Origin of the sequence: Paramixta manurensis (genome assembly GCF_013285385.1) — a bacterium.
GTDB classification, from domain to species: Bacteria; Pseudomonadota; Gammaproteobacteria; order Enterobacterales; family Enterobacteriaceae; genus Paramixta; species Paramixta manurensis.
On the sequence record NZ_CP054212.1, the window covers coordinates 1,989,852 to 2,010,440 of the forward strand.

18 protein-coding genes are annotated in these 20,589 nt (G+C 56.6%); 12 read left to right on the plus strand and 6 right to left on the minus strand.

Annotation, left to right across the window (positions count from 1 at the left end):
* Positions 1 to 44: 44 nt before the first annotated feature.
* Genes PMPD1_RS09745 through PMPD1_RS09760 form a run of 4 tightly spaced genes read right to left on the minus strand, consistent with a single transcriptional unit; the run spans position 45 to position 3,411 of the window.
* Positions 45 to 686 carry an N-carbamoylsarcosine amidohydrolase gene (locus PMPD1_RS09745; protein ID WP_173633851.1) on the minus strand — a complete coding sequence of 214 codons (642 nt, stop codon included), beginning with the start codon at positions 684 to 686 and terminating at the stop codon, positions 45 to 47.
* A gap of 9 nt (positions 687 to 695) precedes the next feature.
* Positions 696 to 1,448: a maleate cis-trans isomerase family protein gene (locus PMPD1_RS09750; protein WP_494338257.1), complete on the minus strand. Its 753-nt coding sequence runs from the start codon at positions 1,446 to 1,448 to the stop codon at positions 696 to 698.
* The gene (locus tag PMPD1_RS09755; RefSeq protein ID WP_173633852.1) at positions 1,445 to 2,266 is read right to left on the minus strand and encodes an alpha/beta fold hydrolase; all 822 of its coding nucleotides are present in this window, start codon (positions 2,264 to 2,266) and stop codon (positions 1,445 to 1,447) included. The genes PMPD1_RS09750 and PMPD1_RS09755 overlap by 4 nt, the downstream gene beginning before the upstream one ends.
* Positions 2,263 to 3,411 carry an FAD-dependent monooxygenase gene (locus PMPD1_RS09760; protein ID WP_173633853.1) on the minus strand — a complete coding sequence of 383 codons (1,149 nt, stop codon included), beginning with the start codon at positions 3,409 to 3,411 and terminating at the stop codon, positions 2,263 to 2,265. The genes PMPD1_RS09755 and PMPD1_RS09760 overlap by 4 nt, the downstream gene beginning before the upstream one ends.
* A gap of 337 nt (positions 3,412 to 3,748) precedes the next feature.
* Between PMPD1_RS09760 and PMPD1_RS09765 the strand changes: the two genes are divergently transcribed.
* From PMPD1_RS09765 to PMPD1_RS09790, 6 genes are all read left to right on the plus strand, one after another.
* The gene (locus PMPD1_RS09765) at positions 3,749 to 4,801 is read left to right on the plus strand and encodes a 2,5-dihydroxypyridine 5,6-dioxygenase (protein ID WP_173633854.1); all 1,053 of its coding nucleotides are present in this window, start codon (positions 3,749 to 3,751) and stop codon (positions 4,799 to 4,801) included.
* 85 nt (positions 4,802 to 4,886) lie between these two features.
* Positions 4,887 to 5,357, plus strand: coding sequence for a MarR family winged helix-turn-helix transcriptional regulator (locus tag PMPD1_RS09770; protein ID WP_173633855.1), 471 nt, complete (start codon positions 4,887 to 4,889; stop codon positions 5,355 to 5,357).
* Positions 5,358 to 5,403: 46 nt separating this feature from the next.
* On the plus strand, positions 5,404 to 5,937 hold the full coding sequence (locus PMPD1_RS09775) for a (2Fe-2S)-binding protein (protein WP_173633856.1): 534 nt from the start codon (positions 5,404 to 5,406) through the stop codon (positions 5,935 to 5,937).
* Complete coding sequence (locus tag PMPD1_RS09780) at positions 5,927 to 9,496, plus strand: molybdopterin cofactor-binding domain-containing protein (RefSeq protein WP_173633857.1); 3,570 nt, start codon at positions 5,927 to 5,929, stop codon at positions 9,494 to 9,496. The genes PMPD1_RS09775 and PMPD1_RS09780 overlap by 11 nt, the downstream gene beginning before the upstream one ends.
* Complete coding sequence (locus PMPD1_RS09785) at positions 9,496 to 10,053, plus strand: nucleotidyltransferase family protein (RefSeq protein ID WP_173633858.1); 558 nt, start codon at positions 9,496 to 9,498, stop codon at positions 10,051 to 10,053. Before PMPD1_RS09780 ends, PMPD1_RS09785 begins: the two co-directional genes overlap by 1 nt.
* Entirely contained in the window at positions 10,053 to 11,027 is a 975-nt protein-coding gene (locus PMPD1_RS09790; RefSeq protein WP_173633859.1) for an XdhC family protein, read from the plus strand. Before PMPD1_RS09785 ends, PMPD1_RS09790 begins: the two co-directional genes overlap by 1 nt.
* Before the next feature lie 30 nt (positions 11,028 to 11,057).
* On the opposite strand, the gene PMPD1_RS09795 is transcribed toward PMPD1_RS09790, so the two are convergent.
* Positions 11,058 to 12,131: an iron-containing alcohol dehydrogenase family protein gene (locus PMPD1_RS09795; RefSeq protein WP_173633860.1), complete on the minus strand. Its 1,074-nt coding sequence runs from the start codon at positions 12,129 to 12,131 to the stop codon at positions 11,058 to 11,060.
* Between the two features lie 312 nt (positions 12,132 to 12,443).
* Between PMPD1_RS09795 and PMPD1_RS09800 the strand changes: the two genes are divergently transcribed.
* The 4 genes from PMPD1_RS09800 (at position 12,444) to PMPD1_RS09815 (ending at position 17,576) form a co-directional block, all read left to right on the plus strand.
* Positions 12,444 to 13,871: a purine-cytosine permease family protein gene (locus PMPD1_RS09800; RefSeq protein WP_173633861.1), complete on the plus strand. Its 1,428-nt coding sequence runs from the start codon at positions 12,444 to 12,446 to the stop codon at positions 13,869 to 13,871.
* Between the two features lie 225 nt (positions 13,872 to 14,096).
* Positions 14,097 to 15,071 (plus strand): LysR family transcriptional regulator, encoded by a 975-nt coding sequence (locus PMPD1_RS09805; protein WP_354292836.1) that lies wholly within the window; start codon positions 14,097 to 14,099, stop codon positions 15,069 to 15,071.
* A 125-nt stretch (positions 15,072 to 15,196) separates the two neighbouring features.
* Positions 15,197 to 16,489, plus strand: a complete 1,293-nt coding sequence (locus tag PMPD1_RS09810) for an MFS transporter (protein ID WP_354292838.1) — start codon at positions 15,197 to 15,199, stop codon at positions 16,487 to 16,489.
* A gap of 58 nt (positions 16,490 to 16,547) precedes the next feature.
* Positions 16,548 to 17,576: a 4-hydroxythreonine-4-phosphate dehydrogenase PdxA gene (locus tag PMPD1_RS09815; protein WP_354292840.1), complete on the plus strand. Its 1,029-nt coding sequence runs from the start codon at positions 16,548 to 16,550 to the stop codon at positions 17,574 to 17,576.
* Positions 17,577 to 17,628: 52 nt separating this feature from the next.
* Here PMPD1_RS09815 and PMPD1_RS09820 read toward each other — a convergent pair whose 3' ends face one another.
* On the minus strand, positions 17,629 to 18,099 hold the full coding sequence (locus tag PMPD1_RS09820; protein ID WP_173633862.1) for a nucleoside deaminase: 471 nt from the start codon (positions 18,097 to 18,099) through the stop codon (positions 17,629 to 17,631).
* 111 nt (positions 18,100 to 18,210) lie between these two features.
* Here PMPD1_RS09820 and cynR point away from each other — a divergent pair, with 111 nt between their 5' ends.
* Together cynR and PMPD1_RS09830 are read left to right on the plus strand one after the other, a co-directional pair.
* Positions 18,211 to 19,113, plus strand: coding sequence for a transcriptional regulator CynR (gene cynR / locus PMPD1_RS09825; protein ID WP_173633863.1), 903 nt, complete (start codon positions 18,211 to 18,213; stop codon positions 19,111 to 19,113).
* Between the two features lie 110 nt (positions 19,114 to 19,223).
* Positions 19,224 to 20,405, plus strand: coding sequence for an amidohydrolase family protein (locus PMPD1_RS09830; RefSeq protein WP_173633864.1), 1,182 nt, complete (start codon positions 19,224 to 19,226; stop codon positions 20,403 to 20,405).
* Positions 20,406 to 20,589 lie beyond the last annotated feature (184 nt).

Sequence of the window (20,589 nt, forward strand, 5' to 3'; positions counted from 1 at the left end):
ATATAAATATTGTTATGCAGCACTCCGTGCAGGTGATTCCCTCCCTAACGGCGGGAGGAAAATTGTCCGAGATAGTCGAGCGCGGCGGTTTTACTCACCACGTCGCCATATTTGCTGTCGATATCAAACAAATTGGCGTGATGCGGTTCATCATGGCGATCGCCCACGCATTCGCGTACCACGATGGGACGAAAGCCGTGCTGTAACGCATCGACCGCCGTCGCGCGCACACAGCCGCTGGTGGAACAACCGGCGATAATGACCGTATCAATGCCTTCACTCACCAGTAACGACGCCAGCGCACTGCCAAAAAACGCGCTGGCATACTGTTTACTCACCACCACCTCGTCAGGGAGTGGCGCCACTGGCGGGCAGAACGCCGCCAGCGGGTTTCCTTCCACCATATCGCGCATCACCGGCGCCTTTTTCACCCACACGCCACCATCACGCTGATGCTGTGCGTGGTAGCGAATATTGGTATGGATCACCGGTATTGACGAGCGGCGGGCCTGCGCCAACAGACTTTCGGCTTCCGCCACCGCGCTGACCACGCCCGGCGCATAGAGCGGCGCGCCCGGCGTGGTGTATCCCTGCATAAAGTCGACCATCAGCAGTGCCGGACGCACGCCGAAACCGAGGCGATTTCCCCAAACGCCTAGGTAGTTATCCGCTGCGGATGTGCTCATTGCGCCTCCTTAATATGCGCCAGAGAGCAGGGCGCCTGCGCCAGGCACCACCGCCTCTAGCTCTAAGGCTTTCAGCATGGCGTAAGTGGTGGCAATAGCGGCGGTCACCACCGGTTTACCGGTTTGTGCTTCCACCGTTGCCACCGCGGGCAGTGACGGCATCTGTACGCAAGCCGAGAGCACTATCGCATCGACATCGGTGGTATCCAGCCCGGCGACAATGGCGGGCAGTTTTGCCGGATCGTGACGCGCAACGTCGAGGTTGTTTGGGATCTCCAGCGCGTGCCACACGCTGACCTCAATCCCTTCATGGCGGATATAATCCACCACCATTTCGGTGAGCGGTTTCATATAAGGCGCTACCAGCGCGATGCGTTTTGCCCCCAATACTTTCAGGCCATCGACCAGCGCCCCGGCGCTGGAAATAACCGGCGCGGCCGCGTTATTTTCGCGCGTGACCGCGGCCAAACGTTGTTGTGATTCACGGTGATAGCCGCGCCCCATCGACATAATCGCCACCAGACAGGCATAACCCAACACGTCGACCTGCGCGTCGGAGAGTTCCAGCGCGCAACGATCAGACTCTTTATCCATCGCCGCCAGCTCCTCTTTGGTGACGTGCTTCATGCGCATCCGGCTGGAGTGAAAAGTAAAGCGTTCCGGGCGAATAAGCTGACGCGCCGTCAGCATCGCCGGAATTTCGGTTTCCATGGTGATATTGGAACTGGGCACAATTTGCCCGATACGATAAAGCGTGCTCATAGGTGTGCTCCGGGGGTTAGCGGCTGTCCGTAGAAAGTGCCAAAGGCGGCGAAAAATCCGTCAAAATCATCCCATGGGATCATGTGACCGGCGTTGGCGGCATGGGTGATTTCAATGGTCGGCAATAGCGTGCGAATCTCAGCTTCATCTTCCGGCTGGATCACACCGCCTTTACCTGCTGCCATCAGCAAGGTTTTGGCCGGTAGCTGAGGGAAATATTGATGAATATCGAGCTGGTGAAAATCGTCATAGGCACGGCGAATCGCCGGTTCATAGCAGGTATGCAGCCATTCGGCGCGTAAGTTACGCTGCACCTCGCTCCAGGTCGGGCAGTATTCGCGCATCGCCTCGCCGCTGATACCACTTAGCGACTGACGGATGGAGTCGACATACCACGGCCATTTGCCCGGATACGCGCGCCGGCCCGGCCCGGAAACCGGCGGGTCGATTAACGCCAGGCTGAGCACTGGCGCGGGCTGCAGCACCGCCGCGCGCATAATAAAGCGGGCGCCCATTGAGTGACCCAGCAGATGATAATTCTGCAACCCTAACGCGGCGGCAAAGGCATTAATATCTTCCGCACAGCTTTCGGTGCCGTAATCCAGCCCTTCACCGCTGGAGGAGAGGCCGCGCCCGCGCACGTCCAGCACCCAGGTATCGAAGTGCTGGCCAAACACCTCGGCGACAAAGCCCCAAGTGATGGCCGGGCTGGTAATGCCGGGGATCAGTAACAGCGCCGGTCCGCTGCCGCCGTAGCGCAAATAGTGTTGGCGAATACCGTTGGCCTGTACATTGCCGCCATAGAGGAACGTACTCATGCGGCGTTCTCCGATTTCAGCGGATGGCTGTACAGGTCGTAACCGTAGACCCATGCCGGATCTTCTTGCGTGCGCAGGAACGTATTGGCATTGGATACCGCTTGTACGCGTGAGGCGCGCTCTTTGCGGTTGCTCTCGTACAATTTAAAGGCGGTACTGTAATCGTTAAGCCCGGTTTCCTGTAGGCAGCGCGTGAGCATTGCGGCGTCTTCAATCGCCATCGCCGCGCCCTGCGCCATATGCGGTTTCATCGGATGGCAGGCATCGCCTAATAGCACTATGCGGCCTTCGCTCCACAGCGGAAGCGGTTTACGGTTCAGCAGCGGCCATTTCGTCACTTGCTCGCTGCTTTCAATCAACGCCTGCACTACCGGATGATAATTGGCGAAGGCTTCATACATCTCTTCACGGCTGCTGGGCACGAAACTGCCCTGGAAATCCCATGCCGGGTGCGGTACGCCGGAAACGTAATAGTATTCGTCGCGCTTGCCGGTGGTGTAATAGACCATCAGATGACGATCTTCCGACCACCATTTCACACAATCCTCAAAGTTGAGGTTATATTTCGCCAGTTGCTCGCCGCGAATCAGCGCGCGGTGCGCAACCCAGCCGCTGTAGCTTGGCGCTTCCGGGCCCAGCAAATGCTCGCGCAGTTTTGAGTTGATCCCATCGGCGCCAATCACAATATCCACCCGGGTTTCACTGCCGTCGGTAAAGCGCAGCAGCACCTCGCTGCCGCTGTCTTCGACCGATTGCAGGCATTTGCCGAAATGGATGCTCTCCGGTTTTATTGCCGTCATCTGCAAGGCTTGCAAATCGCCACGGTGCACCGTGACATAGGCGGCGCCATATTCGCGCCGTGCGAACTGCCCGAGAGGGATACGGGAGAGGTAATCGCCGGTATCGGCATCGCGGCTAAACCAGAAATCGGGATGAGAAGCCATGGCTTCCAGCGGTTTCTCAATACCAATCTGTCGAAAAATCTTCAGTACATTTGGCCCCATATGGATACCGGCGCCGAGACGGGAAAACGACGGGCTCTGCTCATAGAGATCCACCTGAAAACCGGCTTTTTGCAGCAGGGCTGCGGCGGCAGCGCCGCCTAAACCGGCACCAATAACGGCAATTTTTTGCTGACTACTCATGGCATTTCCTCAAATCCAGTCCAGTGAAAACGTTTATTTAGCGAGCGATGAGGTGTTCATCATTTGCGCTAATTTAAAGTGTGTACACTAAATATTTTTAAGTCGCCAACGCGTTAATGACATTTTGAACTTGCGTCACAATTGGCGAATTTTTGTTGTGATGATGTTAAACATAGCGCTATGAAGGGTTAAAATAGGGTTTTCTTATGATGAATGGTTAGCTGTTGCAATCGAGAGGATAAAGACTCTATAAATCATATAAAGCGTACTCACTTAATTACGGTTAATGTTTGTACAAATGGAAATCCCCCGCAATCCCGGTAGGTGAGGAGAGAACATGGCGGTAAATAACAGTCAGTTGACAGAGATGTTTGAACGCGTGTTGGCGCTTTCAAAAGTCGATAACACGCAAAGCGTCGCCGTGTTGAAAAGCCACTACTCTGATGCGCGTACCGTGCAAGCGGCGACCGACGCTGCGTTACGCTTAGGCGCTAAGGTGTATATCGTCGAATTACCCTCCTTCAACCACCCGCGGGCAATGGGTAACGATATGACGGCGTATTGCGGCGATACCGCCTTGACCGGTAACCTGGCGGCGCAACGTGCGCTGGAAGCGGCGGATCTGATCGTCGACACTATGATGCTGCTGCATTCGCCGGAGCAGGAGCAAATCCTCAAAACCGGTACGCGCATTTTGCTGGCGGTCGAACCGCCGGAAGTGTTGGCGCGAATGCTGCCGAATGAAGAGGATAAGGCGCGGGTACTGGCTGCCGCAGCGGTGTTAGAAAAAGCGCGCATTATGACGGTGAAATCCAGCGCGGGCAGCGATTTCCGCGCCCCATTAGGTCAATATCCCACCGTCACCGAATACGGCTATGCCGATGAGCCAGGGCGTTGGGATCACTGGCCGAGCGGTTTCCTGTTTACCTGGCCAAATGAAGAACAGGCGGAAGGGGTACTGGTGCTGGACGTCGGCGACATCCTTTTGCCGTTTAAAAGCTATGCGCGCGAACGCATTACGCTGGAAATTGAAAAAGGGTTTGTGACCCAAATCCATGGCGGCTTTGAGGCGGAGTATTTGCGCGATTATATGCGCTACTTTAACGACCCGGAAGTGTACGGTATCTCGCATATCGGTTGGGGATTACAGCCACGCGCACAGTGGACGGCGATGGGGCTGCACGATAAAAACGATGGTATGTGTATGGATGCGCGCGCGTTTTACGGTAACTTCTTGTTCTCTACCGGCCCGAATACCGAAGTCGGCGGTACGCGTAAAACGCCCTGCCATATGGATATTGCGCTGCGCCGTTGTGATATTCGCGTGGATGACCAACTGGTGGTGGCAGAAGGCGAAGTGGTGGCGCCAGAGGCGTCGCGCGTGCGCTAAAAAAACGGTAAAAGGGAAGACGACGGCTGCCGGAGAAGAGAGAATGTTCTACTCTATCCGGCAGCGATTTTAAAAGGACATTACTATGAGCAGTCAGCCAGCGCGCCCTGATGCGGATGAGGGATACCATTTTACCGACCAGGTCGGGCATTTGTTACGGAAGGTCTACCAGCGTCACGTGGCAATCTTTCAACAGCATGTGGGCGATTCACAGTTAACGGCGGTGCAGTTTATTACCCTGTGCGCCATACGTGACATGGGGCCGAGCGCGCAAACCGACCTGGTGCGCGTCACGGCGGTTGATCAGGCGACGATACGCGGCGTGGTTGAGCGCCTAAAGGCGCGGGAACTCATCGCCCTGAGTCCCGACCCGCATGATAAACGGAAAGTGATTGTTTCACTCACGCCGCAGGGGGATGCGCTGATCAACCAAACCGTGCCGCATGCGTTGCAAATTAGCGAATTAACCTACGGCAAGCTGAATGCCGCCGAACGTATCGCGTTGGTTTTTCTGCTCAATAAAATGCTGGATGATAGCGACCAGCCGCACTACTGAGGCGTGAATAGCGTACCGCCTCTCTTTATCAAGGCGGAGAGAAATCATGAGGGATACGGCGAATATATCCGCCAGCACCAACCAGGAACACACCTTTACCTTAACCGTTAATAGTGAGGTTCGGCCGGTTCAGGCCTGGCGCGACACCTCGCTGTTACTGGTGTTGCGCAATCAATGGGGGCTGAACGGGCCAAAATTTGGCTGTGGCCTTGGCGAATGCGGCGCTTGTACCGTGATGATTGAGGGGGTTGCCGCCCGCTCCTGTGTCATCCCGGCTTATGGTGTGCGCGGTCGCGCCATTACCACTCTCGAAGGGCTGGGCCAGCGCACGGCGTTACATCCGGTTCAACAGGCGTTCATTGATGAGCAAGCCGCGCAATGTGGTTACTGCCTGAACGGTATGATTATGACCACCGCCGCACTATTGCGCCGCAATCCCACGCCAACCGACGATGAAATCCGCCAGGCGCTGGCGGGAAATTTGTGCCGCTGCGGTACCCATCTGGAAATTTTACAAGCGGTTAAACGCGCCATTCAGCTCTCTCAGTCTGCTACACAGGACCTTGCCGATGACCAGTAAACCCAATCTTCCGACGCAAAAAGAGCTTTTGGCGCGTAGCGGGGTGCTGCTGGTAGTGAATGAGGTGCAGCCGCCGCCGGGTTTAGTACCAAAAGGCCAAACGCCAACCCTTAAGCCGAAAGAGCAGGGGCTATTTATCGCGCTGTGTAACAGCGGTGCGGTGTATGCGTTTAACGGACATGTGGATTTAGGCACCGGGGTGAAAACCGCGCTGACGCAAATTGTCGCCGAAGAGCTCTATTTGCGGATGGACCAGGTCACCATGGTGCTCGGCGATACTCAGCGTGCGCCAAATCAGGGCGCTACCATTGCCAGCGCCACACTACAAATCTCTGCGGTTCCGCTGCGCCAGGCGGCGGCGGAAGCGCGCCATTGGCTAATCCAGCAGGCGGCAACCCGGCTTAACGTTGCGCCGGATTCGCTGAGTTTGCTCGATGGCGTGATCGGCACACCGAAGGGTGAAACGGTCAGTTACGGCGAACTAATCGGCGATCAACACATTGAGTTAACCTTTAGCGGCGAAGCGCCGCTAAAACCACAGGCCGATTATCGGCTGGTGGGAACCAGCTCGCCGCGCGTCGATATTCCAGCCAAGGCGACCGGGGAGTTGACGTGGGTGCATGATATGCGTTTGCCGGGCATGCTGCACGGGCGGGTAGTGCGCCCGCCGTATGCCGGTTATGACAGCGGCAGCTTTGTCGGCACCAGCTTGTTGAGCATTGATGAAAGCTCCGTCGCCCATATTCCCGGCGTGGTGGCGGTGGTGCAGATACAGGATTTTGTCGGTGTGGTGGCGGAGCGTGAAGAGCAGGCGATCCGCGCGATGCAGGCGCTAAAAGTGGAATGGAAGCCGTGGCAGTCGACGTTGCCCAATCTGAGTGATGTTGAGCAAGCTATTCGCGATAACCCACGCAGTTCGCGGGTGGTACACGATACCGGCGGAGTGGATGAAGCGCTGAACAACGTTAGCCAGCGTTTTACCCGCAGCTATTTATGGCCGTATCAAATGCATGGCTCAATCGGCCCCTCCTGCGCGGTGGCGGATTATCAGTCAGAGCGGGTTAGCGTATGGTCGGGCACGCAGAATCCACATCTGCTACGCGCCGATATCGCCTGGTTACTGGAGTGTGACGAACAGAAAATTGAAGTTAGCCGTATGGAGGCCGCCGGTTGCTATGGGCGCAACTGCGCCGATGATGTGGCGGCAGATGCGGTGCTGCTATCGCGGGCGGTCGGCAAACCGGTTCGGGTACAACTGACGCGTGAGCAAGAGCATGTCTGGGAGCCGAAAGGCACCGCGCAATTGATGGAGGTTGACGGCGGGCTGGACGCGGAGGGTAACCCGACGGTGTATGATTTCACCACCTCCTATCCCTCTAACGGCGCGCCTACGCTGGCATTGCTACTGACCGGGCGCGTGGATCCGGTGGCGCTGGCGTATGAAATGGGCGATCGCACGTCAATCCCGCCGTATGACTATCCGCAGCTCCGCGTCACCATTGAAGATATGGCGCCGATTGTGCGCGCTTCCTGGCTGCGCGGCGTCTCGGCGCTGCCTAACACCTTTGCCCATGAGTCCTATATGGATGAGCTGGCGCACGCGGCGGGTGTCGATCCGGTTGAGTATCGTCTGCGCTATATCAAAGATGAACGAGCGGTGGAGTTGATGAAGTCCACCGCCGAGCGGGCGGGCTGGACGCCGCGTATCGCACCGCAACAAACCGCCAGCGAAGACGGCGTGTTACGCGGGCGCGGGTTTGCCTATGCGCGTTATATTCACAGCAAATTCCCCGGTTTCGGCGCCGCCTGGGCGGCTTGGGTGGCTGATGTCGCCATTGATAAACAGAGCGGCGAAGTGGCAGTCACCCGCATTACCGTCGGGCACGACGCCGGGATGATGATCAACCCTGATGGCGTGAAGCATCAGATTCACGGTAACGTGATCCAATCGACCAGCCGGGTGTTAAAAGAGCGGGTAACGTTTGAAAACAATATCGTCTCCAGCCAGGAGTGGGGCGGCTACCCGATTCTGACCTTTCCTGAGTTACCCGCGGTCGATGTGATGATGATGCCGCGCCCTTATGAGCCGCCGTTAGGCGCCGGAGAGTCGGCCTCGGTACCCAGCGCGGCAGCCATCGCTAACGCCGTGTTTGACGCCACCGGCATTCGCTTTCGGGAACTGCCGATCACCGCTGATCGACTGCGTGAGGCGTTAAATGGCCCCGATCCGCAACCGCAGCCCACGTTACGCGCGCCGGTGAAACTGGCTAAACGGCGTAAAAAATGGTTGTTCGGCGGCGCGGCGGGATTAGTCGGCGCGGTGTTGGGTATTGCCACTAACGCGTTGCCGTGGCGTGCGGAGATTGCGCCGGTTACGCCGCCTGGCGCAGGCAGTTGGTCGGCGGCAACCTTAGAGCGCGGACGGCAGGTTGCGGCGGCGGGCGATTGCGCTGTCTGTCATACCGCTGAGGGCGGCGCGACCAATGCTGGCGGCCTGAAAATGGATACCCCGTTTGGCACGCTTTACAGCACCAATATTACCCCGGATAAGCAAACTGGCATCGGCAACTGGTCATTTACCGCGTTTGACCGCGCCATGCGTCAGGGCATTAGTCGCGATGGGCATCATCTGTATCCGGCCTTTCCTTATACGGCATTTCGGAAAATCAGTGATGCAGATATGCAGGCGCTGTATGCCTGGCTAATGTCGCAATCCCCGGTGGAACAACGTCCGCCGGAGAACGATATGCGTTTTCCTTTCAATCTCCGTCCGTTGATGGCGGGCTGGAACGCATTGTTCCTCGGGCGCGGCGAGTATCAGACCGATACGCAGCAAAGCGCGGAGTGGAATCGAGGCGCGTATCTGGTTAACGCCGCCGGGCATTGCGGTGCCTGCCACTCGCCGCGCAACCTGCTTGGCGCGGAAAAAAGCGGCCAGGCTTTTCTCGCCGGCGGTTGGGTTGATGGCTGGGAAGCGCCGCCGCTCAATGCGCTTAGCCAAAACGCTCAACCGTGGACTGAGCAGCAGTTATATACTTATTTGCGCCGTGGGTTTGATCCGCAGCATGGCGTGGCCGCCGGGCCGATGGCGCCGGTAGTCAGCCACTTGGCGACCTTACCGGAGAGCGATGTGAAGGCGATGGCGGTCTATCTGGCGTCGCTTAATCGGCAACCCGCGCCCGAACCTGCCGCGCCGGTCGAATTAAAAACCGCCTACAATACCGCCGCGGGTGAACGTTTGTTTAATGGCGCTTGTCAGGCATGCCACAGCGCCAGTCGCGGCGGGCCGCAGTTGTATGGCGTTAGCCCGGATATGGCCTATAACACCAGCGTGCGCAGCGCTTCGCCGGATAACTTGCTACAGGTGGTGTTACACGGCATTGATAAACCCGCCACGGATGAGTTGGGGTATATGCCGGGCTTTGCCGCTAGCCTGTCCGATCGCCAGGTGGCGGACATTGCCGCTTATCTGCGCCAACGCTATGCGCCGGACCAGCCGCCGTGGCCGGACCTGGTTAACAAAGTCGCCCATGTGCGCGCTAACCCAGGGAGTCACTGATGGAGATTGGCATCATACTGTTAGCCGCCGGAACCAGTTCGCGCTACCGGGCGGCCTGTGGCCGACATAAGTTACTGGAACCTTTGAATGGCGAACCGCTGTTTAGCCATACGCTGCGCCATGCAGTGGCGGCAGGCGGGCCGGTTACCGTGCTATTACGCCCGGAGGATAAGGCGCTGCAGCAGTTAGCGCAGGGAACGCCTCAGTTACTGATTGAAAGCCGTGGGATGGGCGAAACCCTGGCGGCAGGCGTGCGGGCGCAAGCCGCGAGAGATGGCTGGGTGGTTGTACCCGGCGATATGCCGTGGCTACGGCCTGACAGCATTCGCGCGGTCATTGCCGCGCTGGCTGAGCACTCCATCGTGCGGGCGTACTACCGTCAACAGGCCGGGCACCCGGTAGGCTTTCGCCGCGAGCACGGCGCGGCGTTAATGGCATTGCACGGCGATGAAGGCGGGCGCAGTTTGCTGCGCCGGGTGCCACTCTGTCAATTAGCGCTGGACGATCCCGGCTGCGTGCGCGATGTCGACCTGCCGGATATGCTGGGAGAAGGGTGATGCAATCGCTCGATCAGCGGGTGATTCTGCGCGCGCTAGAATGGCAGCGGCAGGGCGAGCCGGTCTGGCTATGTACCGTGCTTCATACGTGGGGTTCCGCGCCGCGTGTACCGGGCGCGATGCTGGTTGCCAATGCCGCTGGCGAAACCTGCGGGTCGCTCTCCGGCGGCTGCATCGAAGAGGATTTTTTGCAGCGTTTACGCAGCGGAGCGTTTCAGCGTGCCAGCCAAACGGTGCGTTACGGTGCCGGTGTGGGAAACGACACCACCCGCTTGCCGTGCGGCGGCATCCTCGATGTATTAATCGAATACCTACCGCCGGATGAGATAAGCGCCTGCCATCTGGCGGCAATGCACGAGGCGCTGGCAGGGGGGCGACCCTTACTCAAGCAACTGCGTTTAGGCGAGTGCGCCCGGCTGGAGCGTTGCGCGCCGGATGTGGTGTTACCGCAACGCGCGTATGACAGCGAAAACGTCCTGCTCCCGGTCGGTTGTGTTACGACGCTACTGGTTGCCGGTTACTCGCCGGTGGCCTGTGAATGTGTACGCATAGCGCTGATGCTCGGTTTTCAGGTGTTGGTCTGTGAACATCGCGCTGAGCAGTGGCGGCAGTTAGGCGAGGATTTTCCACACCAGCCAAACTTGCAAACCCTGCAACAACATCCGGCGCGTTATCTGGAGCTACAGGGCGCAACGGCCGGAACGGCGATTGTTTCGTTGACCCATGACCCGCGTATTGATGACCTGACGATGCTGGAAGCGGTTAACACTGCGGCCTTTTACCTCGGCGTGATGGGGTCGGCGAAAAATAGCCAGCAACGCCGCCTGCGGTTACAACGCATCGGGGAATGGGATGAAGTGACATTGTCACGCATTCATGCGCCAATTGGCCTCGCTATCGGTAGCAAAACCCCGCCGGAAATCGCGTTAGCGATTATGGCCGATGTGGTGCGGATAAAAAACGGCAAACTTTAATCTGGCGGTCGGCAACCCGACCGCATTTACTTAGCGGGTAAAACTATCGACCCGCGCCAGTGCCTCTGAAAGCTGCGCTTCTGTTACGTGAAACGGCATATTCGCCATATCCGGCGCAGCAAGCGCCGCACGAATAATTGCCGTGCGTTCGTGTTCGCTAAGCGTTGGAGCGATGGCCGCCAGATTGAGCGGCACCGAGCAGGCGCGGGCTAGCTCAATCGCCTGTTGTAACTCTTCATCGCTGCGCTGTTCCAGCGCCAGCAGGCAGAGATTACCGTACCCCACCAGCAAACCGTGACCAAAGGCGCGAGTTTTGTCACAAACCGTGAAACCTTCATAGAGCGCATGGGCGGCGGCGGCATGTGCACCGCTACTCATCAACGAGGTTAAACCGGCAAACAAAAAGATTGCATCCAGCGCCTGCTCAAATTCGGGCGTGGCGCGTTGGTCGATTATCGCCTGACAAGCGGCTGCCGCATGGGAGGAAATTAACTGGTAGCAGATCTCGCTGTTGGCTTTCGAGGAGGCGGCAAAGCCATTCGCAGCGTCGCCCTGATAAATCGCGCGAAATTCATACCATTTCGCCAGTGTATCGCCCAGCCCGGCGGCTAACCAACGAATTGGCGAGCGTGCCAATAGGGCGCTATCAATCATCACCGCCGCCGGTGCAACCGGCAGGTGATACAGATCGAGAAAGTGTCCATCTTCACGATAACGAATCGACAGCGGCGTTACCGCCGCACAGGTTGCCGCAATGGTGGGAACGGTAATCACCGGTAGGTTGGCGTGAAACGCGACCGCTTTACCGGTATCGAGCGCCTTACCTCCGCCTACCGCGATAATCACGTCGCTACGGCTCTCTGTCGCCATCTGCGCCAGCCGTTCAATCTGTACCGGCGTACACTCACCGCCATACCACTCCTGCGCGGTTTGGGTCAGCCCGGCGGCGCGCAACTGTTGAGCCAGCGGTTCGGCTACCGCCGCCAGCGCCTGCTGCCCGCCAAGGACAAACGGGCGTTTCCCGAGAGTGGCGCAGACCGCGCCAAGCTGATTCAGCACACCTCCACCCCGTAGCACTTGCGCGGGAAACCTGATGTTTTGCATATCGCTTTCCTTAATCCAGTTGAAACCCGAAGTCTGGAAGCATACCGGCACTTTGGTCACGGAGATTCGACCGGCATGCGCTGTTTTTGCGTATTACCTCTCACTTCTTTCACAACATCATTTTTTGCTATGGCTGGCTATCTTGTCGCCTTAGCGGAAATATGGCACGCTGCCATAGGGTTGTATATACAAGAATAGTCAATAATGACGGTGAAGACAGCACCGCCGGGCAACCCTTAAAGGCCAACACAAATCACGGGCTACCAGGTCCCACCATCATGCGTTACCGAACCTATCCGGCAAGGAGTTACAATGTCGACAGCTACGCCTGCACGCGAGACCTCCGATCTCGCAGATAAAAAACTGATTGAAAGTCGCAGTATTGACTATATTCCCGACAGTGAACGCCACGGGCACGTATTTAGCCAGTTCACGCTGTGGTTCGGCGGGAACCTGCAAATCACGGCCATTGTCACTGGCGCGTTAGCGGTGGTGTTGGGCGGCGATGTGGTGTGGTCGATTATTGGTCTGCTGGTTGGGCAGATTTTAGGCGCGGCGATTATGTCGCTGCACGCCATCCAGGGGCCACGTCTTGGTTTACCGCAAATGATTACCAGCCGGGCGCAGTTTGGTGTCTATGGCGCGGTTATCCCGCTGGTGTTGGTGTGCCTGATGTATGTGGGTTTCTCCGCTAGCGGTACGGTGCTTGCCGGGCAAGCATTGGCGCACCTAACCCACCTCAGTAATAACGCCGGGATTCTGTTATTCGGCGCGATTATTATTGTCGTGGCGGTGCTGGGTTACCGGCTGATCCACGGCCTGGGTAAAGTGGCAAGCGTCGTGGGTATCGCCACCTTTATCTATCTGTTCTTTCGTCTGCTGGTTGCCAATGACATCGGCGCGTTGCTGGCGAATAACCATTTTTCGCTGCCGATGTTCTTGCTGGCGGTGTCATTGTCATCTTCATGGCAAATTGCGTTTTGCCCCTATGTTTCCGACTATTCTCGTTACTTACCGCGTGATACATCGGCGGGGAAAACGTTCTTTGCGGTGTTTAGCGGCACGGTATTGGGAACGCAGGCTTCAATGACATTGGGCGTAGTGGCTGCCGCCTTGGCAGGTAAAGCCTTCGCCGGAAATGAAGTGGGGTACATTGTCGGGCTGGGTTCAACCGGCACCATGGCGATGGTGCTCTATTTTGCCATCTGTTTTGGTAAAATTACCTTCACCACGCTGAATGCTTATGGCAGTTTTATGTCACTAACCACCATTGTCTGTGGTTTCCGTAAAACTGTGTCGATCAGCCAAAACGGACGTTTGCTGTTTGTAGTGCTGATGGTGGGTCTTTCCTGCGCTATCGCCATCATTAGTGAGCCGTCGTTCCTGAAATCCTTTACCCAGTTCCTGCTGTTCTTGCTGGCGTTCTTCGTGCCGTGGAGCGCAATGAACCTGATGGATTACTACTTTATTTCCAAAGGGCATATGGACATTCCGGCGCTGGCCGATCCGAACGGGCGCTATCAACGCTGGAACCTAAAAGGCATTACTACCTATATCCTTGGCGTGCTGGTGCAGTTGCCGTTTATCGCCAATGGGTTCTATACCGGTAAGCTGGTTTGGCTGTTTGATGATAACGACATTTCGTGGATCATTGGCTGGGTGTTTACCGCTATTTTCTACCTGCTGATACGCCGTTTTGATCGCCATCCGCCGTTAACCCGCACTCTCTATCCTTCCTGATGGTTTTAATGGGGCGTAGTGTTACGCCCCACAACCGTTTTCTTACGTTCGATTGTGACTTTCTGTGGTAAATCACATTTCAGAGAAAAGTTTTGCGTTGAGCGTAACTTTTTTTAACATTGCTATTTCTCGTCTAATCGCTGGTTGGTTATACCTGTTGCACTAGCTTACACGCTGATTGGTGTGTGAATTTTTGTTAAGTGATAACACCGGACGGGAAATACGATGACCAAAAAAGAAGCGGTAACCTTTTCAGCGCCGGAGCATGAGCTGCGGCTCCCGCGTGGGATGCGTTTAGATTTGGTGACGCTGCGGCTGTTTGTGGCAACGGCGGAGCAAGGAGGCGTGACGCGCGCCGCCGGGCAGTTGCATTTGGTTCCCGCCGCCGCCTCGCGCCGGATCCGTGAACTGGAAGAACAGTTAGGCATCGCGCTGTTTATCCGCCAGCCGCACGGTATGGCGCTCAATGATGCCGGGCGCGCGGTGCTGGCCCATGCCCGCAGTATGCTGCATTCCGTTGACCGGATGCAGGAAGATGTGATGGCGTTTATGCAGGGGAATCGTGGCGTGGTGCGCATTGCCGCCTGCACCTCGGCGGTTCTGCAATTCTTGTCGGAAGATATTCAACGCTGCCATCTGCGCTATCCCAATATCCATATTGATTTGCATGAAATGAACAGCGAAGGCGTAGTGCAAGCGGTGCAACGCGGCATTGCGAATGTCGGTATCTATGAGCATTCGGTGACCCACGTTGCTTTACCCCATTTACCTTATCGGGAAGATCGCTTATGCATTGTGACCCAGGCAGCCCACCCGTTGGCGCAGCAGGCCAGAAGCGGGGCGCGTATTACGCCAGAGCAGGCGCTACGCCATGATGTGATTGGGCTAACTGAAGGCGCTTCGATCTCGATCATCCTCGGGCGGCTGGCGGAGCAGGCCGGGCTGCCGCTAAAGATGCGGATTCGCGTTGGCAGTTTCGACAGCATGGCGGCGATGATCGCCTCCGGTATTGGCATTGGGCTGATGCCGGAGACTGTCGCGCGCCAGATCGCAGGCGACCGGCGTTTTGCGCATTTACCGTTTGACGGTGCGCTGGCGGTACGCCATTTTTCTCTCTGCCATCAGCCGCACGCCTCGCTGGCGCAAGCGGCAGATAGCCTCATCTCGCTACTTTGTACTCCCGCCCCCGTGCCGCATTGATCTTTCGTCAATCCAGCCAGCACCAATGACAGATAGCTGGCGGGCGAAATGTTATCGCATAGTTAAATCCTGCAAAAAATGCCCGCCATTATCGATGCGCGGGTTGGAGAAAACAGGGGGCCATTTTGAACACGCGTTCTCATGTCAGCCGACATATGCTGACGCTTTTTTGTGCCATGTCTTTTATCTTGTATCTCGATCGGGTCAACCTGGCGGCAGCGGCTGGTCCGCTGAAGGCGGAGCTGGGGCTCAGCAACACTGAACTGGGCGTGGCGTTTTCCGCTTTCGGCTACACCTACGCCATTTTTCAACTGGTTGGCGGCTGGATGGCCGATCGCTATGGCGCGCGTAAAACCATCATTGCCTGCGGCGTGATTTGGGCCATCTCAACGGTGGCAACCGGTTTTATCGGTGGTTTAGTGTCGCTATGTTTGGCGCGTTTACTGCTCGGGATTGGCGAAGGCGCCGCATTACCGGCGCAGGCCAGAGCGATAGCCAACTGGATCCCTCAGCCCAAACGCGGTATGGCGCAGGGGCTAACCCACTCTTTTTCGCGCTTAGGGAATGCGGTAGCGCCGCCGCTGGTGGCAATACTGATCACTTGGCACTCGTGGCGTGCGGCGTTTGTGGCGGTTGGGATTTTGTCGGCGCTGTGGCTGGTGGCGTGGGTTATCTATTTTCGTGATGATCCACGCCTCCATCGCCGGGTATCGCCAGAGGAGCTGGCAACGCTGCCGCTGGCGGAAACGCAGGAGCGTCCCGCCGAGGCCTCTACCGCAAGTTGGTGGGCCACCTTTCGGCGCATGCGGCCAACCATTGGCGTTTACTTCTGCATGGTGTGGTCCAACACCCTGTTCTTTAGCTGGATGCCGATTTTCTTTATGCAATCCCTCCATCTGGATATTAAACACTCGGCCATTTATGCCTCCGGGGTATTTTTCGCCGGTGTGGTGGGCGATGTTTCCGGCGGGGTGATCAGCGATTTTATTCTGAAGCGCACCGGTCGTTTAGCGCTGGCGCGCCAGGGCGTGATTGTGCTGAGCCTGTTGGGAGGGCTGGTGTTTTTTATTCCGGTACTGATTAGTCATAACCCAACGGTGATTGCCGGTTGCTTAAGCGCCGCATTCTTTTTCCTTGAACTGACAATTGGGCCAATTTGGGCGGTGCCGATGGATATTGCGCCGCGTTCAGCCGGGACGGCCAGCGGAATGCTCAACTTCGGCGCGGCGATGGCCACCATCATCTCACCGATTGTGTTCGGCGTAATGATTGATGTAACCGGTAGCTGGACGTTGCCATTCGTTGGCGCCATCAGCTTCTTAATTATCGGCATCCTGATGACGTTGTGGATTCGCCCGGATATTGGGGTTGGAAAGCAACCCGGAACGCTAACCGGACGGCAGTTAACCGCACGGTAACGCCCTTAACGCGGCCGGTGTGCCTGGCTATGGCAATAAAAAAGAGGTGGGAGTAAACATGATGGAGAGAGCGAGACAACCGACATACGACGGCGAGCGGGAAAACGTGACGGATCCCCGGCCGCATATTGCACTAGCAGTTGGCGATCCGGCGGGTATTGGCCCGGAAATTGTAACGCAACTGTTAGCAGACAGTACCCTTGGTCAACGCGCCAGAGTAACGCTGATTGGTAATTTACCCGCGCAACGTGCGGCGGCGCAACAGCGGGGTATCGAAATGCCTGCAGCTAACGATTGGTTAGCGATCCCGCGTTGGGATGGGCTGGAAAAGGCCTTTAGCCCGGCGCAGGTCGGTGCCGAGAATGGCGCGTTTATCCTTGATGCCCTGCGCTTCGGCATTGAGCTGGTACAAAGCGGAAAGGCGGATGCGCTCTGTTTTGGGCCACTGAACAAAGGTGCCATGCGGCTAGGTGGCATGGAAGAAGAGGATGAAATGCGCTGGCTGGCGAAGGAGCTAAATTATCAGGGCGTTTGCGGTGAGTTCAATGTGCTAAATACGCTGTGGACCGCACGGGTGACATCGCATGTGCCGCTATCGGCGGTCGCCGGGCTATTAAGTGCCGAAAAGGTCGCCCGCGCCATTGCGATGTTGACCGACGCGCTACGCGCCGCAGGCGTTGCCGAGCCTCGGATTGGCGTATGCGGGCTTAATCCGCACAATGGCGATAACGGCAACTATGGTGATGAAGAGGGGCGGGTTATTTCACCCGGCATCACGTTGGCAGCGACGCGCGGCTTCCCTGCTCAGGGGCCGTTTCCGGCCGATACGATTTTTTTACGCGCTCAGGCCGGGCAGTTCGACGGTATTGTGTCGATGTACCATGATCAGGGGCAGATCGCCACCAAACTGCTGGGATTTGACGTGGGCGTGACGGTACAGGGAGGGTTACCGATACCGGTGACGACGCCAGCGCACGGTACCGCCTATGAAATTGTCGGGCAGGGGATAGCGAAGACATCGGCGATGCATCATGCCTTCGATCTGGCGTGTAAATTGGGCAATAGCCACCGACGAGCGCGGCGCTAAAAAACATCCGGGCGAGACGCGTGCCTCGCCCGGATGTTATAGCATGGGCAAATTATTTGCTCTGGTTGAGTTGCTGCCAGCGTTGGTAAACCTGAATTGCGGCATCGGCTTTATGCTGCTTCATGGGCAGACGACGCTGCTCAATCGGCTTACGATATTCATCGTAGAAGGTATCCAACTCAAAATATTTACGGTCATCTTTATAGTACGGCGCGTAATCTTCGCGGGTAGTGATGTAGGTGACCTGCTTCGGGCTGCAGTAATAGAGCGAACCCAGGCACATTGGACACGGGCTGGCGAGGATATAGATTTCGCAGTCGGTCAAATGCTCGGTTTGTAGTTTTTGGCAGGCGGCGCGGATCGCCAAAATTTCGGCGTGCGCGGTAGGGTCATTGGTTTGCGCCACCAGGTTTGGGCTTTCAGCGATGATTTCGCCGTTACGAGCGATCACCGTGGCAAACGGACGTCCGCCTGCTTCCACGTTCTGCATCGCCAGATCGATAGTGCGTTGAATAAAATCCATAACTCCTCCTTAAGAGCGTGCGGAATACCTAACTAACGCTACGCGCTTCTTTCTATAAGTACCAAGACTGATTTACTATCTACCTCATAGGGAGTTCCTATAGGGGGAGTCATGTTACTGCGTCATATTCGCTATTTTCTTGCCGTTGCCGAACATGGCGGGTTTACGCCCGCTGCTCAGGCGCTGCATGTCTCACAGCCGACGCTTTCTCAGCAAATTAAACAGTTGGAGGAGCGGTTAGGCGCTCAACTGTTTGAACGCGGCGTGCGGCATACCTTACTGACCGATGCCGGTAAAGCCTATTTGACGTGGGCGCGTCGCGCGTTGAGCGATCTGGATGCCGGCGAGCGAGCGATCCATGACGTCCAGAGTTTGAATCGTGGTAGTTTGCGGATTGGCATGACGCCGACCTTTACCGCCTTTCTGGTTGGGCCATTGTTAGCGGCGTTTTATCAGCGTTATCCCAATATCACTTTACGGGTCGCGGAGATGTCGCAGGATGAGATCGAAAAAGCCTTAATAGAGGATGGCCTGGATATTGGTATCGCCTTTGATGAGCGCGGATCGCCGGATATTGAGGTGCAGCCGTTGCTGGAAGAGACGCTGGCGCTGGTGGTCGGACAGTCTCATCCTGCCGCCGGGCAAAAAGAAATTAATTTGGCGGCGCTCGGAGATGAGCATCTGGTATTGCTCAGTGAAGCCTTTGCCACCCGTGGGCAAATTGATAGCTATTGTCGGCAGCACGATATTCGTTTGCAGGTTGCCATTGAGGTGAACTCAATTGGTGCGGTGACCGAGATTGTGCAGCGTACCCATTTGGCGACACTTTTACCGATGACGATTGCGCAGCAACATTCGGCGTTAACCTCTATTACCCTCAAACCGACATTGCTGCAACGCACGGCGGTATTGTTGCAACGTAAAGGCGGCTGGCAAACCGCCGCCGCACGCGCTTTTATTACGCTGGCGCACCAACAAGCCCAGGCAATGATGACGGATGTATTACCGGACTGAATAGTCACTATGGTGATTTTTAATTGGTGACCGGCGAAAGGGGCTGCTTATAGTAGGGCTTTTCGTGTCGGTATTACGCCTGGCGTGTGCCAATCAGTTGAGGTGATGAAATGAACAATAAACGCTTTATTAATGCGCGAGCCGCCGACGGAAGCCCGCTCAGCTTTGAGGTGAAAGAGGGGCGCTTTGCCGCGTTCGGCGCGGATCTGCCGGACAATGCTGCCTCCGATAGCCTGATTGATTTGCAAGGGCGCTTAGTGTTACCGGGCCTGGTTGATGGGCATATTCATTTGGATAAAAGTTTTCTCGGCGGCGAATGGCAGCCACATCAACCGGTATCCAGCCTGCGTGAACGTTTAGCGGTGGAGAAGGCGTTACTGGCACAGGCGCAACCGGTTGAAGAACGCGCCAGTATGCTGATCGAGCAGGCGATTTCGTGGGGAACGGTGGCGATGCGTAGCCATGTGGATGTGGATGCCACCACCGGATTAACGAATCTGCATGCGGTGATGGCCGCGCGTGAGCAGTGGCGCGACAAAGTAGCGATTCAACTGGTGGCTTTTCCGCAGGCGGGCGTGATTTCCTGTCCGGGCAGCGCGGCGGTACTTGAATCGGCGGTGAAAGAGGGCGTGGAGGTGATTGGCGGTATCGATCCGACGACGCTGGATGGCGATGCTAACGGTCAGTTGGATATTTTGTTCAATTTGGCGGCGCGTTATGGCGTGCGAATGGATATTCATTTGCATGAGCCGGCGAACCAAGGCGCGCAGCAACTACAGCGTATTGCCGACCGTACGCAGGCGTTGGGGTTAGCAGGGCGCGTGGCGGTGAGCCATGCTTATGCGCTTGGCGATGTGTCGCCATCAGTACTGGAACAGACGGCGCGTAGTTTAGCCGATGCGGGCGTGGCGATTATGACGAATGCGCCCGGCGATCACGCTTTTCCACCGATTTTGACACTGCGCGCTGCTGGCGTGCGAGTATTTGCCGGTAACGACAATATTCGTGATGCCTGGTGGCCGTATGGGAATGGCGATATGTTGCAGCGTGCGATGTTGATTGGCTATCGCTCTGGTTTTAACACCGATGAAGAGTTAAATGTGGCGCTGGAGATGGCGACGACCGCAGCGGCTGAGGTGTTAGGGGTGGACGGTTATGGTTTAGCGCCGGGGAATGAGGCGAATTTTATCGTGATTGATGCGCCGAATTCCGCCGCCGCCGTTGCGATGACGCCGTCTGCGCGTGAAATTTATCGCCGTGGCGAAAAATTAGAGGTGCGTCGTTACGGTTGAATTATAGTATTAGCGTTAATTATTTAATTTAATTAGCGCTAATACTGTATTTAATAATACTTTAACGTTATTTAGACTAGTAAAAACAACCTGTAATTCTATTTTTTATTCTGGACTTTTCCAAAAGATACGATAAATTAATCCTCTTTTTAAGGACGAAAGGGATTGAAATAACGGGATGTTA